Annotated in this window: 15 protein-coding genes and 2 tRNA genes; 12 read left to right on the top strand and 5 right to left on the bottom strand. The window is 64.1% G+C overall.

Annotation, left to right across the window (positions count from 1 at the left end; all coding sequences use genetic code 11):
- Positions 1-194: 194 nt before the first annotated feature.
- Both V5B40_RS00770 and V5B40_RS00765 read right to left on the bottom strand, forming a co-directional pair.
- A tRNA-Glu gene (locus tag V5B40_RS00770) sits at positions 195-270 on the bottom strand.
- A gap of 21 nt (positions 271-291) precedes the next feature.
- Positions 292-367 (bottom strand) — tRNA-Ala (locus V5B40_RS00765).
- 269 nt (positions 368-636) lie between these two features.
- On the opposite strand from V5B40_RS00765, the gene V5B40_RS00760 reads away from it, so the two are divergent.
- Complete coding sequence (locus tag V5B40_RS00760) at positions 637-1,602, top strand: patatin-like phospholipase family protein (RefSeq protein ID WP_332352667.1); 966 nt, start codon at positions 637-639, stop codon at positions 1,600-1,602.
- Positions 1,603-1,680: 78 nt separating this feature from the next.
- Here V5B40_RS00760 and nhaD read toward each other — a convergent pair whose 3' ends face one another.
- The 3 genes from nhaD to V5B40_RS00745 all read right to left on the bottom strand — a co-directional run bounded on the left by nhaD (position 1,681) and on the right by V5B40_RS00745 (position 5,656).
- A complete protein-coding gene (nhaD, locus tag V5B40_RS00755) occupies positions 1,681-3,144 on the bottom strand; it encodes a sodium:proton antiporter NhaD (RefSeq protein ID WP_332352666.1) in 1,464 nt (487 codons plus the stop codon).
- A 336-nt stretch (positions 3,145-3,480) separates the two neighbouring features.
- Positions 3,481-4,083: a response regulator transcription factor gene (locus V5B40_RS00750; RefSeq protein ID WP_332352665.1), complete on the bottom strand. Its 603-nt coding sequence runs from the start codon at positions 4,081-4,083 to the stop codon at positions 3,481-3,483.
- Complete coding sequence (locus tag V5B40_RS00745; protein WP_332352664.1) at positions 4,076-5,656, bottom strand: sensor histidine kinase; 1,581 nt, start codon at positions 5,654-5,656, stop codon at positions 4,076-4,078. Before V5B40_RS00745 ends, V5B40_RS00750 begins: the two co-directional genes overlap by 8 nt.
- A 259-nt stretch (positions 5,657-5,915) precedes the next feature.
- On the opposite strand from V5B40_RS00745, the gene V5B40_RS00740 reads away from it, so the two are divergent.
- The 11 genes from V5B40_RS00740 to V5B40_RS00690 are packed head-to-tail and all read left to right on the top strand — an operon-like array spanning position 5,916 to position 13,873.
- On the top strand, positions 5,916-6,431 hold the full coding sequence (locus V5B40_RS00740; RefSeq protein WP_332352663.1) for a Na+/H+ antiporter subunit E: 516 nt from the start codon (positions 5,916-5,918) through the stop codon (positions 6,429-6,431).
- Positions 6,431-6,715, top strand: coding sequence for a monovalent cation/H+ antiporter complex subunit F (locus V5B40_RS00735; protein ID WP_332352662.1), 285 nt, complete (start codon positions 6,431-6,433; stop codon positions 6,713-6,715). Before V5B40_RS00740 ends, V5B40_RS00735 begins: the two co-directional genes overlap by 1 nt.
- Positions 6,712-7,107: a monovalent cation/H(+) antiporter subunit G gene (gene mnhG / locus V5B40_RS00730; protein WP_332352661.1), complete on the top strand. Its 396-nt coding sequence runs from the start codon at positions 6,712-6,714 to the stop codon at positions 7,105-7,107. Before V5B40_RS00735 ends, mnhG begins: the two co-directional genes overlap by 4 nt.
- Before the next feature lie 23 nt (positions 7,108-7,130).
- Positions 7,131-7,637, top strand: a complete 507-nt coding sequence (locus V5B40_RS00725) for a DUF4040 domain-containing protein (protein ID WP_332352660.1) — start codon at positions 7,131-7,133, stop codon at positions 7,635-7,637.
- Positions 7,634-8,056: a Na(+)/H(+) antiporter subunit B gene (locus tag V5B40_RS00720; RefSeq protein WP_332352658.1), complete on the top strand. Its 423-nt coding sequence runs from the start codon at positions 7,634-7,636 to the stop codon at positions 8,054-8,056. Before V5B40_RS00725 ends, V5B40_RS00720 begins: the two co-directional genes overlap by 4 nt.
- Positions 8,056-8,436 (top strand): cation:proton antiporter subunit C, encoded by a 381-nt coding sequence (locus tag V5B40_RS00715; protein ID WP_332352657.1) that lies wholly within the window; start codon positions 8,056-8,058, stop codon positions 8,434-8,436. The genes V5B40_RS00720 and V5B40_RS00715 overlap by 1 nt, the downstream gene beginning before the upstream one ends.
- Complete coding sequence (locus V5B40_RS00710) at positions 8,433-9,917, top strand: monovalent cation/H+ antiporter subunit D family protein (RefSeq protein ID WP_332352656.1); 1,485 nt, start codon at positions 8,433-8,435, stop codon at positions 9,915-9,917. The genes V5B40_RS00715 and V5B40_RS00710 overlap by 4 nt, the downstream gene beginning before the upstream one ends.
- Positions 9,914-11,380 (top strand): proton-conducting transporter transmembrane domain-containing protein, encoded by a 1,467-nt coding sequence (locus V5B40_RS00705; RefSeq protein ID WP_332352655.1) that lies wholly within the window; start codon positions 9,914-9,916, stop codon positions 11,378-11,380. The genes V5B40_RS00710 and V5B40_RS00705 overlap by 4 nt, the downstream gene beginning before the upstream one ends.
- A gap of 2 nt (positions 11,381-11,382) precedes the next feature.
- On the top strand, positions 11,383-11,634 hold the full coding sequence (locus V5B40_RS00700) for a hypothetical protein (RefSeq protein ID WP_332352654.1): 252 nt from the start codon (positions 11,383-11,385) through the stop codon (positions 11,632-11,634).
- Entirely contained in the window at positions 11,631-13,310 is a 1,680-nt protein-coding gene (locus V5B40_RS00695; protein ID WP_332352653.1) for a Na(+)/H(+) antiporter subunit D, read from the top strand. Before V5B40_RS00700 ends, V5B40_RS00695 begins: the two co-directional genes overlap by 4 nt.
- 50 nt (positions 13,311-13,360) lie before the next feature.
- Positions 13,361-13,873, top strand: coding sequence for a universal stress protein (locus tag V5B40_RS00690; protein ID WP_332352652.1), 513 nt, complete (start codon positions 13,361-13,363; stop codon positions 13,871-13,873).
- Positions 13,874-13,913: the final 40 nt, after the last annotated feature.

The raw sequence follows: 13,913 nt of genomic DNA, 5'->3' as shown, positions 1-13,913 counted from the left end.
GTGAGAAACAGGCCCAGGCTCGTCTGATGACTGCCCTTGCTCGCTCGAGGGAAGGGGGTAATCAATAATGGCCAGGCGCAGGGCATCGACGCCAACAGCCCGGCTTTGCGCGCATTTCATCGCGCTGAGTGCCTCTTTGATAACCCTGGGCCGAAGCCAGACAAGGGAGCGAACGCTCTTGCTTCGGCGAATATTGGCATCCCCACGGGGATTCGAACCCCGGTACCTACCGTGAAAGGGTAGTGTCCTAGGCCTCTAGACGATGGGGACCCGGAACTTCTTTCGGCTTGTTGGTGGAGGTACGCGGGATCGAACCGCGGACCTCTTGCATGCCATGCAAGCGCTCTCCCAGCTGAGCTATACCCCCGCACGAAAGAAGCCGGCATTATAGGGATCCGCTCCCGTGCTGTAAAGCTCTACGCGACGAATCGGCAGCAAGGCGGACGACACAAAGGAAGAACTTGCCTCTGCTTTTCGTCGCCCGTTAGACTCGCCACTCAAGCACCACTCGACCACCACAAGGAACACGCCATGCCCGAAGCCTCCTGGCTGCTTTTCGTTGTTGCCTCGCTGGTGCTCGCCACGCCGCTCACGCACGCAGCCAGACCTGCGCTATAGCGGCCAGATGCGGTGACCATGACCCGTCCACGCCTCGGCCTTGCGCTCGGCAGCGGGTCGGCGCGCGGCTGGTCGCATATCGGGATTCTCGGCGCGCTCGCCGAGCGCGGCCTCAGGCCCGACGTGATTACCGGCGCCTCGGTCGGCGCACTCGTCGGCGCAGCCTGCGCAGCCGGCCGTCTCGAGGCCCTCGAACGCTGGGTGTGCACGCTCACGCAGCGCGACGTCTGGCACCTGGTGGACACGACTTTTCGTGGTGGCGGCGTGATGACCGGCAATCGCCTGATGCGCACCATCGCCAAGCAGATCGGCGACGCGCCGATCGAAAGCTTGCCCATAGCCTTCGGCGCCGTGGCCACAGATCTCTACACGGGCGAGGAGATCTGGCTGCGTGAGGGCTCGTTCATGGCCGCCGTGCGTGCCTCCAGTGGCCTGCCTGGTCTCCTCGCGCCCACCTGGCACCAGCAGCGCTGGCTGATCGACGGCGGCGTGGTGAATCCGGTTCCGGTCTCGCTATGCCGGGCCCTTGGTGCCGATCTGGTTATTGCGATAGACCTGCGCCGCTCGCTCACGACGATGGCCATGCGCGCAGCCGAAGGCACTAGCGACAGTCAGGATCGGAAAAAGGCAGCGGCAAGTGACGCCGCAATCCAGGCAGCTCCCGAAGCCAGCGCCGAGGGCATTGCCATTCTGGGCAAGTGGGCCGGCCTGGTGGACGGCCTGGTGGAGTCCTTCCGCAGCAAGCGCAACGATCCCGGTTTATTCGAAGTCATGAGCAGCGCCGTGAACATCATGCAGGACCACATCACACGCAGCCGCCTGGCCATGGACCCCCCCGACCTGGTCCTGCGCCCCGACCTCGCAGACTTCCAGCTGATGGACTTCCACCGCGCTCGCGAAGCCATCGACATCGGCCGCCAGCACCTTGAGGAAGTAGCCCCGCAACTCGAGTCGATTGCTGCACAACTGCTGTCGCGACGCTAGGCGAACACGGCGAGAACTGCACAATCGGTCGTGGGCAGCTTCCCGTTTGCCCGTGATAAGTAGTCAAAACCAGGCTGTTCAGGTAAACGCCTTGGCATTAACCAGGAAGTGCGTCCAGATACTGGCCGCGTAGCCCAGCAGAATCGCCCAACTCCACTTGAGGTGGGAGAAAAAGGTGTAGACGCCGCGCGCCTGTCCCATGACCGCAACTCCGGCGGCGGAACCTACCGAAAGCAGCGAGCCACCGACGCCGGCAGTCAGCGTGACCAGCAGCCACTGACCCAGGTCCATGTCTGGCTGCATGGCCAGCACGGCGAACATCACCGGGATGTTGTCGACCACCGCGGACAGGAATCCGACCAGGATATTGGCCGTCGTTGCGCCGAGCTGGCCGTACATCAACGCCGAGCCCAGGGACAGATAGCCCATGGTACCCAAACCGCCGACACAGAGGATGACGCCGTAGAAGAACATCAGCGTATCCCACTCGGCACGTTCGAGAGCCTTGAAAATGTTGTACTGGCCAGCAGCACTGCCGTGCGCTGGCACGCTCGGCACTGCCGGCTCCATGGCCAGAGCCGTGTCGCCCAGGTGCTCCCCTGCCGGGCGGTCGCTGAAGTGTGCGCGCCGCTTGAGGTAGTAGCCGTAGAATTTCAGCACACCCAGGCCGGTCATCATGCCCATGACCGGTGGCAGGTGCAGGAAGTTGTGGGCGCAGACCGCCATGACGATGGTGCCCAGAAAGAGGCCGACGATAACCCAGGCACCATGCTGCAATACCGCCTTTTCCTTGACCGGATCAGGCGATGAATTGCCGATGGCCAGGCTCATGATCGCCGCGGGAACCAGCCAATTCACCACGGAAGGAAGGAACAGCCGGAAGAACTCGCCAAACTGCACCAGGCCTTTCTGCCACACCATCAGCGTCGTAATGTCTCCGAATGGCGAGAAGGCACCGCCTGCGTTGGCGGCAATGACGATATTGATGCACGCCACACCGACGAACTTCTTGTTACTCCCGCCGACAGCGCTCGCCACTGTCGCCATCAGCAAGGCGGTGGTCAAATTGTCGGCGACCGGCGAAATCACGAAAGCCAGGGCACCTGTGATCCAGAAAATGGTACGCAGCGAGAAGCCTTGCGAAACCAGCTTGACGCGCAGCAGATCGAAGACGCCACGCTCGTCCATGGCGTTGATGTAGGTCATTGCCGCCAGCAGGAACAGGAACAGTTCGGCGAATTCGAGCAGGTTGTGGCGTACCGCGATCTCGGCGGTATGCGTGTCGCCGTTCTGCGCATAGACAATCGCCACCAGCGTCCAGATGATCCCTGCCGCAACCATCACCGGCTTGGACTTGCGCAGGTGCAATGTTTCTTCGGCAATGACCAGCCCGTAGGCGAGAAAGAACACGGCCAGCGCAGCGAAACCCGCCCAGTGGGTGGTCAGGTCGAGCGCCGTCGAGACCCCCCCTCCAGCAGCGAAAGCGGCCATGGGAGAAAGAACGGCCATGACGGCCAGCAATACGCGGGGCAACAACTGCATGATCCATTTCCTTCGTGTTGGCTGCAATGAACGGCTTGCCGACTCAATGACCTACTTTCGGTGCTTTGCCGGGCAGCAAAACTGCCTCGACAAGCGACCGCCGTAGCTGCCACCAGGCCGGGCCTTGACGTCGTGTCGGCACGCTGCACCCGCTACGACTTCGGTCAGCCTGCGAGCCCTGCTCCGATATCGCCTGCGCGTGCGTGATTGTGACATTACGAAACAAATCGTAACTGAAACAGTCCATTTTGTCAGATTGCCCTGCAGGCCGATGCTGCAAGGTCGTCGTCACCCTTGGTGGCCGGGGACGACGGCCAGCGAATGCTGGTCAGGGGGTCAGCAGTTCCCCAGGCTATACCTGACCAGTTGTGCGACGCCATCGACGTTCAGCTTCTGCATGACCCGCGCCTTGTGCACTTCGACCGTACGCGGGCTGATGCCCAGTTCCTCGGCGATGTCGCGATTGTGGCCGCCGCTGACGATCAGCTCCATGACTTCGCGCTCCCGCGGCGTCAGCGTCGCCAGCCGGCCGGCAAGGCGGGCGCGCTGCTCGTTCTCGTGTCGGCTGAGCTGATACGTGAACAGGGCTTCGTCGATCGCCACCATCAGCTTGCCCTGGTCGAGCGGCTTTTCCAGGAAATCGGCAGCCTGCGCCTTGAAGGCGTGGCGTGCCGATTCGACGTCGCCATGCCCGGTGATGACGATCACCGGCAGGCTGCAGCCGAGTTCGAGCAGGCGTCGCTGCAGGGCAAGGCCATCCATGCCCGGCATGCGGATGTCGAGCAGAATGCAGCCACGCCAGTCCGGCGACAAGGCCTGGAGAAAGCTCTCGGCGTCGGAAAATATCGCCGTGCGGTAGCCGCGCAGGCTGAGCAGCAGGCCCAGGGAATCGCGCACGGAGGCATCGTCGTCGACGATGAAGACGTTCAAATCAGGCATTTGCAGTCCCCCCTTCAAAAGGTAGCAGCAGCCGAAACACACCGCGGTCGCCGACCTCCGCCCAGAGGTTGCCGCCATGCGCCTCGGCGATCGCCCGACTGATCGCCAATCCCAGTCCGAGCCCGCTCGATTTGCTGGACTTGAATGGCTCGAATAGCCGCGCGGCAGCACTGCCGCTCAAGCCCGGGCCGCTGTCTTCGATCTTGATGCAGATCCGGTCACTGCCTTCCAGAGCGGCGGAGATAGTCACCAGGCGCCGGTCGGCGGGCTGCTCGGAGACCGCCGCGAGAGCGTTCGCGAGCAGATTGCGGAGGACCACTTCGAGCTGCGGGCGATCGGCCAGGAGAGCGCCTTCCGGCACCGGCTCGACCGTAAGAGTCACGCCGGCGCTGGCCGCCGGTTTCGCGAAAGAGGCCGTTGCCACTGCCAGCAAGTCGCGTAGGGGAACCTGCTCCAGCCGGGTCGTACCGGTGCGGAAAAAATCGCGCAGGCGGCGCACCACCTCGGCGGCGCGATACGATTCGGCAACCATCAGCCGGATGGTTTCCTTCAGACGCGCACCGGTTTCGCCGCGCGCGAGCAGCTCTTCACAGGCCGAACCGTAGGCGGACAGGGCGGTAATCGGCTGGTTCAGCTCATGGGCCAGGGCCCCGGCCATCTCGCCGGCCGCCGCCAGGCGCAGTGTGTGGCGCAGTTCGGCACTGATGCGCTGCTGCTCATCGACCACCACGCCAACAAAAAAGCCGGTCACGACCAGCACTCCGGTGACCACCTGAATTTCCACAACCGAGATCGCGGAAAAATCCTGCAGGTGGACAACGATGATGATGCCGACCTGGATCACGGCCGCGCTGAGCACGGCGCCCGCCAGGCCCTGCCTTGCCGCCGCCCAGATGATCGGCAGGAAGAGCAGGTAGAAATACTTGAAGTCAGTATCGGCGCCAAAGCCGACCACTCCCCACAGGGCCGCCGCCGCGGCGAGGAGATAGGCCGGCGTATCCGGCCGCTTGGCGGCGACCAGTAACAGCAGGCGGCCGCGCTCGTCGCAGAGCATCCATAGCAGAGGCATCGAAACCAGAATGCCAACGCCATCACCAATCCAGTAGCGGCCAACCGCCTCGCGCCAGGCGCTGGCCGGCACCAATTCCAGCCCGACCAGGACGAGCACGAAAAGGAGGCTGGTCAACAGGGTACCGGCGACGACAATTGCCAACCACCGCAAGATGCCGGAACGATCGGAAAACATCCCCGACCCGCCGCTCGGCCGCCCAAGAACGCCGCCGATGGCGGCGTAACCGAGCGCCACCAGGACGGCAATGGCGATCGATGCCGGCAGTGCCGCCGGCAAGCTGTGCACCCATATTTCGGCCAGCAGCACGGCCAGCGCGAGCGGCGGCAGCGCGGCTTTCCAGCCATAGCGCAGTACGAACACCAGGCCCAGCGCCGGGGCCGGATTCCAGGGCGTGATATAGGGTCCATGCAGGGGATGGAAGAAGCTCGTCCAGTCGAGCGCAAGATAACCCGCGATCAACAACAGAGCATCGGCCCAACCCAGTCGGCTTGTGGTGCTCATCACTGGTTCCAACCCTATTGCTGGCAAGAGATGTTCATTGTGCACCACCACCGCGCAAAGGGTAACTGCTGCTGGTAACTGCTCTGCCTGCCTACGTGAAACCCGTAGGTCGGTGCGCAGATTCACATCTGGACAGGGCTGCACAGGCTGCCTCCAGCAGCGAAAAACCGTACGTGCGTTCCCGAATGTTCAGACACGCGCTGTCGCCCTAGCATGAAGGCATCAGACAGGCGCCCAGCGACCAGGAGCGCGCCCTCTGATGACGACGATGGAGGGTCAGGTGTTCTACTCACTGAGTGCTTTGCTGGGGCTGTGCGCTTTCTGGCTGCTGCTTTCCGGCATCTATACACCCTTTCTGATCGTCGCCGGTGCCGCCAGCGCCCTGGCCGTGCTCCTCTTCGCGCACCGCATGGACCGCTTCGATCGTCAGGGACGCCCGGCACACGTCAGCTGGCGGGCGCTGTTCTGGTACTGGACCTGGCTGGGCAAGGAAATCATCGTCGCCGCCTGGGATGTCAGCCGGCGCATTGTCGATCCACGCCTGCCGATCACGCCGACGCTGGCCCGTTTCAAGCCTCTGCAAAGCACCGAACTGGGCCTGGTGATCCATGCCAACTCGATCACGCTGACGCCGGGAACGATCACCGTCGAGGTCAGCACAGGCGAAATACTGGTACACGCACTGAGCGCCGCCGGCGCCGCCGGCCTGGCCGGCAGCGCGATGGACCGGCGCGTGGCCGCCCTCGAAGAATCCACTTTCGAGGAGCCCGCCTGATGTTCGCCGCCGCCACCGTGGCACTGCTGATCACCGTGAGCCTGACGCTGGCCCGGGCGGTGCTCGGTCCGAGCGTCTTCGACCGCCTGCTGGCGACCAATACCATCGGCACCTGTACCGTGCTGCTGCTGGCCGTGATCGGCTTTCTCACCGGGCGGCCGGAGTTCCTCGACCTGGCACTGGTGTACGGCCTGCTCAACCTGGTCGGTACCGTCGCCGTGCTGAAGTTTTTCCACGACCGCAAGCCGATTGAGCGTCCGCCCGAGAACGAGGCCGCGCGATGAGCAGTCTGCTGCTCGACATCCTGAGCTGGTTCTGCCTGCTCGCCGGCGGCCTGTTCTGTGTCATCGGCGCACTGGGTCTCCTGCGTATGCCCGATTTCTACACGCGCGCGCACGCCGCCAGCGTCACCGACACGCTCGGCGCCGGACTGATTCTTCTCGGGCTGATGCTGCAGGCGGGGCTGACCCTGATCACGGTCAAACTGGTGATGGTCGGCCTGCTGCTCTTTTTCACCAGCCCGGTCGCCGTGCATGCGCTGGCCAAAGCGGCGATGAAGCGCGGCCTGCTGCCGCTGCTGGCGGACGCGGGCCGCACTTCCCCACGCGCCCCGAACGACGCTGCGAGGCGGCAGCAGGGTTTACCCGGCCAGGAGGGCGCCCCATCGAAACCCTGATCATCAACGTACTGCTCACCCAGATGATGGTCGTCGTGGTGGCGCTGGCGCGCTCCCGCAACCTGTTCACGGTGATCGTCCTGTTCGGCCTGTACAGCTTCCTCACGGCCACGGTGATGGTGGCCCTGGATGCTGTCGATGTGGCCATGACCGAAGCCGCCGTCGGCGCCGGCATTTCCACCGTACTGCTGCTGGGTGCGCTGCATCTTTGCAACAGCGAGGAGGAAAAGCCGGCCCACAAGCCCTGGCTCCCCTTGCTGCTGACCATCGGTACCGGTCTGGTGCTGGTCTACGGCACCTGGGACCTGCCGCAATTCTCGGACCCCGAGGCACCGATTCACACGCACGTGGCGCCACGCTACCTCGAACAAGGGCCGCGCGAGACCGGCGTACCCAACGTGGTCACCGCAGTCCTGGCCAGCTACCGCGGCTTCGACACGCTCGGCGAGACGACGGTGGTGTTCACCGCCGGCATCGCCGTCATCGCGCTGCTGGGTCGGCGGCGCTACGTGCGCCGGGGCAAGCAATGAAAAACGACATGATCCTGCGGGTGATCGGCAAGCTGCTCATTCCCTTCATCCTGATGTTCGCGCTCTACGTACAGCTGCACGGCGATTACGGTCCCGGTGGCGGCTTCCAGGCCGGCGCCATCGTTGCCGCAGCGATGATCTTTTACGCCATGATCTACGGCCTGAGCACGGCGCGCCGGGTGCTCCCCGACTGGCTGGTCGAGTCGATGATGGCGGCGGGCGTGCTGCTCTATCTGGCGGTCGGCTTCGCCGGACTTTACGTTGGCGGCAACTTCCTGGATTACTTCGTCCTCGACATCGACCCCGCTGCCGGCCAAATTCGCGGCATTTTCTGGATCGAGCTCGGCGTCGCCATCACCGTCTGTGGCGTCCTGCTGAAGATTTTCTACCTGTTCACCCAGCGCGGCCAGGATCAGTGATGAGCTTCTTTCGCCATTACGACTACTGGGTGATGCTCTTCCTGGCGATGACCGGGCTGTTCATCGTCATCGACCGCGGCAACCTGATCAAGAAGCTGGTCGGACTGGCGATCCTGCAGACCTCGGTGTACCTGCTCTACCTGACGCCGGCCAAGATTGTCGGCGGCACGGCACCGATCGTCGATGCCGCTTTCACCGTTTACTCGAACCCGCTACCGCAGGTACTGATCCTGACGGCGATCGTCGTCGGCGTCGCCACGCTGGCTCTGGGACTGGCGCTGGTGGTGCGCATCGGCGAAGAGTACGGCACCATCGAGGAAGACGAGATCCTGCAACTCGATGCGGACCCTGACGAAGAATATTCAGCGGCACAGAAATGAACTTCGCCGAGCAGCTTCCCGCCCTGCAGATCGTCCTGCCGCTGGCCAGCGCCCCGCTGGCAATGCTCCTGCGCGACCGCCTGGCGGCTTTTGTGCTGGTGCTGGCGGCAAGCTGGGCCGCTTTTGCAATCAGCGTCCTGTTGTGGCTGCAGGTCGGCGAGTCGGGGATTATTTCCTATGCCCTGGGCAGCTGGCCGGCCCCCTGGGGAATTGAATACCGGGTCGACGCCCTGTCCTCACTGGTACTGATGCTGGTCGCCGGTATCGCGGCGGTGGTCCTGCCCTACAGCCGCGCCAGCATCGAGCGCGAAATCCGCCAGGACAAGCACCACCTCTTCTATGCTCTGTTCGCGCTGTGCCTGACCGGCCTGCTCGGCATCACCATCACCGGCGATGCCTTCAACCTCTTCGTCTTCCTGGAGATCTCTTCGCTCTCCTCGTATGCCCTGATCGCCCTGGGCAAGGACCGTCGCTCGCTGGTCGCCTCCTACCAGTACCTGATCATGGGCACCATCGGCGCCACCTTCATCGTCATCGGTGTTGGCCTGCTCTATCTCAAGACCGGCACCCTCAACTTGGCGGATCTCGGTGTCCGCCTGCAGGCAATGACCAGCCACCGGCCGGTGCTGGCGGCCCTGGCCTTTCTCACCGTCGGCATCTCGCTGAAACTGGCCTTGTTTCCGCTGCACCAGTGGCTCCCCAACGCCTACGCCTACGCACCGTCGGCAGTGTCGGCCTTCCTCGCTGCCACTGCCACCAAGGTTTCGGTTTACGCGCTGCTGCGCTTCTACTTCTCGGTATTCGGGGAAACCGCCGTCTTCCAGCGCCTGCCGATGGAGGACCTGATGCTGGTACTGGCGCTGGCCGGAATGTTCGTCGCATCGACGGTAGCCATTTTCCAGGACAACCTGAAGCGGCTGTTCGCCTACTCCAGTGTCGCCCAGGTTGGCTACATCGTCCTCGGTATCTCCTTCGACTCGGTGACCGGGTTGACCGCGACCATCGTGCACCTGGTCAACCACGCGGTCACCAAAGGCGGGCTCTTCCTGCTGCTCGGGGCGGTCGTGGCAGGCATGGGTGGGGTCACCCTGGCCCGCGTGCACGGCATCGGACGAGTCATGCCGCTGACCAGTTTCGGCATCGTCCTGTGCGGGCTGAGCCTGATTGGTGTACCGGGCACTGCCGGCTTCGTCAGCAAGTGGTACCTGATCCTGGCGGCGCTGGAAAAAGGCCAATGGTGGTTGGTGTTCCTGATCGCGCTGTCGTCGCTGCTGGCGGTCGCCTACGTCTGGCGTTTCGTCGAAGTGGCCTACTTCCGAGCGCCGCGCTCCGATCTCGTACAGGCTAGTGAGGCTTCCCTGGACCTGGCAATTCCCGCCTGGATCCTGGTGGCGGCAACCGTCTGGTTCGGCTTCGATACGTCGATCACGGTCAGCTCCGCCGCCAGGGCGGCGAGCATGTTGCTCGGGGTGACGCCATGATCACCGCGGAGGCGCCGATCCTCGCCAGCCTCGCGCTGCCCATCGTCGGCGCGACCGTGATCGCCTTTTGCGGAAGACAGCCAAACCTGCGCGAAGCAGCGACGCTGATCACCGCCGCGCTGCTGCTCGCCTGCGTCGCGCGGCTGCTACCGATGGTTCTTGCCGGCAAGCAGCCGAGCCTGGTGCTGTTCGAGATGCTGCCCGGACTGCCGATTGCTCTCATGGTTGAGCCGCTAGGCATGCTCTTCGCACTTGTCGCCTCGGGACTGTGGATCGTCAACTCTCTCTATTCGATTGGCTACATGCGCGGCAACAAGGAACAAAAGCAGACGCGTTTCTACGTCTGTTTCGCGCTGGCCATCGCTGCGGCAATCGGTATCGCCTTTGCCGGCAATGTGTTTACTCTGTTCGTCTTCTACGAACTGCTGACCCTGGTCACCTACCCGCTGGTCACCCACCACGGCACCGACAAGGCAAGAGCGGGTGGGCGCACCTACCTGGGAATCCTGATCGGCACCTCGATGCTCTTCCTGCTGCCGGCGCTGGTGTTCACCTGGCAGGTCGCCGGCACCACCGACTTCACGCCGGGCGGCATCCTGCGCGGCAAGTTGTCCGACTTGGCGCTCGGCGGACTGCTGTTCCTGTACATGTTCGGCATCGGAAAGGCTGCGCTGATGCCTTTCCACCGCTGGCTGCCGGCTGCGATGGTGGCGCCCACCCCCGTTTCCGCTCTGCTGCATGCGGTGGCGGTGGTCAAGGCCGGGGTGTTCAGCGTCGTCAAGGTCATCGTGTACATTTTCGGTGCCGACACGCTGGTCAGCCAGGGCGGCGCGGACTGGCTGACGGCGATCGCCGGCTTTACCATCATTGCCGCTTCGATCGTCGCACTGCGCGCCGACAATCTGAAGCGCCGCCTGGCCTATTCGACCATCGGCCAGCTGTCTTATGTCGTCCTCGCGGCGGCGCTGCTGACGCCGCTCTCGCTCGCCGCGGCGGCCTTGCACATCGCCGCACACGCCGTCGGCAAGATCACGCTGTTCTTCGCCGCCGGCGCCATCTATACCGCCGCCCACAAGACCAACGTCAGCGAACTGGACGGCATCGGCCGGCGCATGCCCTGGACCATGGGTGCCTTCGCCATCGGCGCCCTGTCGATGATCGGCCTGCCACCGGCGGCCGGCTTCGTCTCCAAGTGGTACCTCCTGTCCGGCGCCATGGGGGCCGAGCAGTGGGCGGTCGTCGTCGTCCTGCTAGCCAGCACCCTGCTCAATGCCGGCTATTTCGTGCCCATCGTCTACCGCGCCTTTTTCCGGCCGCTGTCGGCCGAGGATGAGCATCACCCGCATGGCGAGGCGCCATTGCTCATGGTCGTCGCGCTGACGACGACGGGCGCTGCCACACTGGCGCTCTTCTTCTTTCCCGGCGTGCCGCTGGCACTGGCACAGCAAATGCTCGGAGGCTGATGGTGAACACTGAAAAGCACTGGCTGGTACGCGCCACGACGATCAAGCTGTTGTGGCGGGTGTTTATCGCCGTGCTGGCACTGACCGTTGCCGCCGAGCTTTTTGTGCACCTGCATCCGCATTTCGGCTTCGACGGCTGGTTCGGCTTCCACGCCTGGTACGGCTTTCTAAGCTGTGCCGCAATGATCATCTTCGCCAAGGGCCTCGGCCTGCTGATCAAGCGACCGGACACCTATTACGGGGAGGACCGATGATCCTCCACCCCGCGCTGATCCTCGTCCTCGGCGCCCTGGTCCTGCCCTGGCTGCCGCGCTCGGCCAGCCAGGCGGGCGTCATCGGGCTGCCGCTAGCTGCGCTATGGGCCGTCTGGCAGGTGCCGGACGGCGCCGTCTGGCAACTGCATTTCCTCGATTACACCCTGACGCCGCTGGCCGGCGACAAGCTGACGCGCCTGTTCGCCACGATCTTTTCGCTGATGGGCGCCGTCGGCGGCCTGTACGCGCTGAAGCAGGAGAGCCGACTCGAAGTGCCGGCGGCGATGTTCTACGCGGGTTCGGCCATTGGCGTCGTTTTCGCCGGCGACCTGATCACCGTCTTCATCTTCTGGGAGTTGATGGCCATTGGCTCGACGCTCGTCATCTGGAGCGCCGGCAACCGCACAGCCTATTCTGCCAGCATGCGCTACATGGCGATCCACCTGCTCGGCGGCGTGGTGCTGATGGCCGGCATCGCCGGTCATGTCGCCGCCACCAGCTCGGTGGCCTTCGTGGCCATGGCGCCGGAATCGTGGGCGCAGTGGCTGATCCTCGCCGGCGTACTGATCAATGCCGGCGCACCGCCACTTTCCGCGTGGCTGCCGGACGCCTATCCGGAGGCTTCGTGGAGCGGCACCGTGTTCCTCTCGGCCTTCACCACCAAGACCGCGGTTTACGTCCTGCTGCGCGGCTTCCCCGGTACCGAGCTGCTGATCTGGGTCGGCATGTTCATGATCTTCTACGGCATCGTCTACGCCCTGCTCGAAAACGACATGCGGCGCATTCTTGCCTACTCGATCGTCAATCAGGTCGGCTTCATGGTGGTCGGCATCGGCATCGGCACCGAGATGGCGCTGAACGGCGCAGCGGCGCACGCTTTCGCGCACATCATCTACAAAGCGCTGCTGCTGATGTCCGCCGGTGCCGTTCTGTACCGCACCGGGCGGCGCAAGTGTACCGATCTTGGTGGGCTGTTCCAGAGCATGCCCGTTACAGCGGTGTGCGGCATCATCGGCGCGCTCGCCATTTCCTCCTTCCCATGGACCTCGGGCTTCGTCAGCAAGTCGATGATCTCCCAGGCGGCCGGCGACCAGCACCTGAGCTTTGTCTGGCTGGGCCTGGCGGCGGCTTCGGCGGGTGTTTTCCTGCATGCCGGCATCAAGTTCCCGTGGTTCGTCTTCTTCCAAAAGGATTCCGGGCTGCGCCCCGCGGACCCGCCGGTAAGCATGCAGATGGCGATGCTGATTTTCGCCGCCCTTTGCATTGGCCTGGGAGTGGTTCCAGGCCCGCTCTATGCCCTGCTACCCTTCGCCGTGAGCTACGAACCGTACAGCGGTGCACACGTGGTGACGCAACTTCAGCTGCTGCTGTTCTCTGGCCTGGCATTCTTCGTCATGCTCCAGTACCTGCAGCGCACGCTGACCATCTCGCTCGATTTCGACTGGTTTTATCGCGTCTTTGCCCGTCGCCTCACTGAAATGCTGACGCCACTGTTTACCGGCCTAATCACCGGAGTTGAGCAGCTCGCTGGCGCACTGGCAAGTCGCGGTGGCAAAGCCCTGCGCCGGCACCATGGCCCTCGTGGCGCCCTGGCACGGACCTGGCCCACGGGCAGCATGGCGCTGTGGGTAACTGTAATGCTGCTCGCCTGGCTGGTCCTCTATTACCTGCCCTGATCAAGAACCCGGCATCGATTCCAGATGAGCTGAAGAGCCAAGGAGGCGGTATGGAAAATTGTGCTGCCAAGCATTCGGCCGAACACAGCGCACGCACAAAGCGCCTGCTGATCCCGGTAGCCGCCAGCGAACGCTCGCGCTGGGGCGTGCGCTATGCGCTACGCCAGCAAGGCAGTGGGCAGTCGGTCCGAGTCGTGCTGCTGTTCGTTGCCGACCCGGTCAGCGCAGCGGAAGTCGTGCGCTTTCGTACGCACGTCGAGAGGGCCCGCGCCCAGGCCGCGAGCGGCGCGCAAGTCCTGCACGACGCAGCGCAGCCACTGGTCGCGGCAGGCGTTTCGTGCCAGGAGGTGTACCGTGAAGGCGACATCGTTGCCCAGATCGGCGATGTCGCCGAACAACTGGACTGCGACGCCATCGTCCTGCCACGACCACACGCCCGCATCACCAAACTCCTGGCCCGCGACGTGGTCCGCGAAGTGCTCAAGCGCGGAGGGAAAGGCGTGCCGGTGGTGACGACAGATTCCCGGGGGCTAGCCGAGCCGGATTCGGATGGCGGGCGCTAAGGGCATTGCCGGAGGCGCGGACGGAAGCGCTTCGGTAGAG

It is taken from the genome of Candidatus Accumulibacter meliphilus, from assembly GCF_036625345.1.
In the GTDB taxonomy this organism is placed as follows: domain Bacteria; phylum Pseudomonadota; class Gammaproteobacteria; order Burkholderiales; family Rhodocyclaceae; genus Accumulibacter; species Accumulibacter meliphilus.
The sequence above is the reverse complement of the archived record's forward strand: the minus strand, read 5'-3'. Positions and strand labels throughout refer to the sequence as shown.

What these genes read in the sequence shown, in the direction of transcription:
- V5B40_RS00745 (WP_332352664.1), bottom strand. Translation starts at nt 5,656, where the DNA reads ATGAGCACCACAAGCCGACTGGGTTGGGCCGATGCTCTGTTGTTGATC.
- mnhG (WP_332352661.1), top strand. Translation starts at nt 6,712, where the DNA reads ATGAGCAGTCTGCTGCTCGACATCCTGAGCTGGTTCTGCCTGCTCGCC.
- V5B40_RS00720 (WP_332352658.1), top strand. Translation starts at nt 7,634, where the DNA reads ATGAAAAACGACATGATCCTGCGGGTGATCGGCAAGCTGCTCATTCCC.
- V5B40_RS00690 (WP_332352652.1), top strand. Translation starts at nt 13,361, where the DNA reads ATGGAAAATTGTGCTGCCAAGCATTCGGCCGAACACAGCGCACGCACA.
- V5B40_RS00725 (WP_332352660.1), top strand. Translation starts at nt 7,131, where the DNA reads ATGATGGTCGTCGTGGTGGCGCTGGCGCGCTCCCGCAACCTGTTCACG.
- V5B40_RS00760 (WP_332352667.1), top strand. Translation starts at nt 637, where the DNA reads ATGACCCGTCCACGCCTCGGCCTTGCGCTCGGCAGCGGGTCGGCGCGC.
- V5B40_RS00750 (WP_332352665.1), bottom strand. Translation starts at nt 4,083, where the DNA reads ATGCCTGATTTGAACGTCTTCATCGTCGACGACGATGCCTCCGTGCGC.
- V5B40_RS00715 (WP_332352657.1), top strand. Translation starts at nt 8,056, where the DNA reads ATGAGCTTCTTTCGCCATTACGACTACTGGGTGATGCTCTTCCTGGCG.
- V5B40_RS00695 (WP_332352653.1), top strand. Translation starts at nt 11,631, where the DNA reads ATGATCCTCCACCCCGCGCTGATCCTCGTCCTCGGCGCCCTGGTCCTG.
- V5B40_RS00705 (WP_332352655.1), top strand. Translation starts at nt 9,914, where the DNA reads ATGATCACCGCGGAGGCGCCGATCCTCGCCAGCCTCGCGCTGCCCATC.
- nhaD (WP_332352666.1), bottom strand. Translation starts at nt 3,144, where the DNA reads ATGCAGTTGTTGCCCCGCGTATTGCTGGCCGTCATGGCCGTTCTTTCT.
- V5B40_RS00740 (WP_332352663.1), top strand. Translation starts at nt 5,916, where the DNA reads ATGACGACGATGGAGGGTCAGGTGTTCTACTCACTGAGTGCTTTGCTG.
- V5B40_RS00735 (WP_332352662.1), top strand. Translation starts at nt 6,431, where the DNA reads ATGTTCGCCGCCGCCACCGTGGCACTGCTGATCACCGTGAGCCTGACG.
- V5B40_RS00710 (WP_332352656.1), top strand. Translation starts at nt 8,433, where the DNA reads ATGAACTTCGCCGAGCAGCTTCCCGCCCTGCAGATCGTCCTGCCGCTG.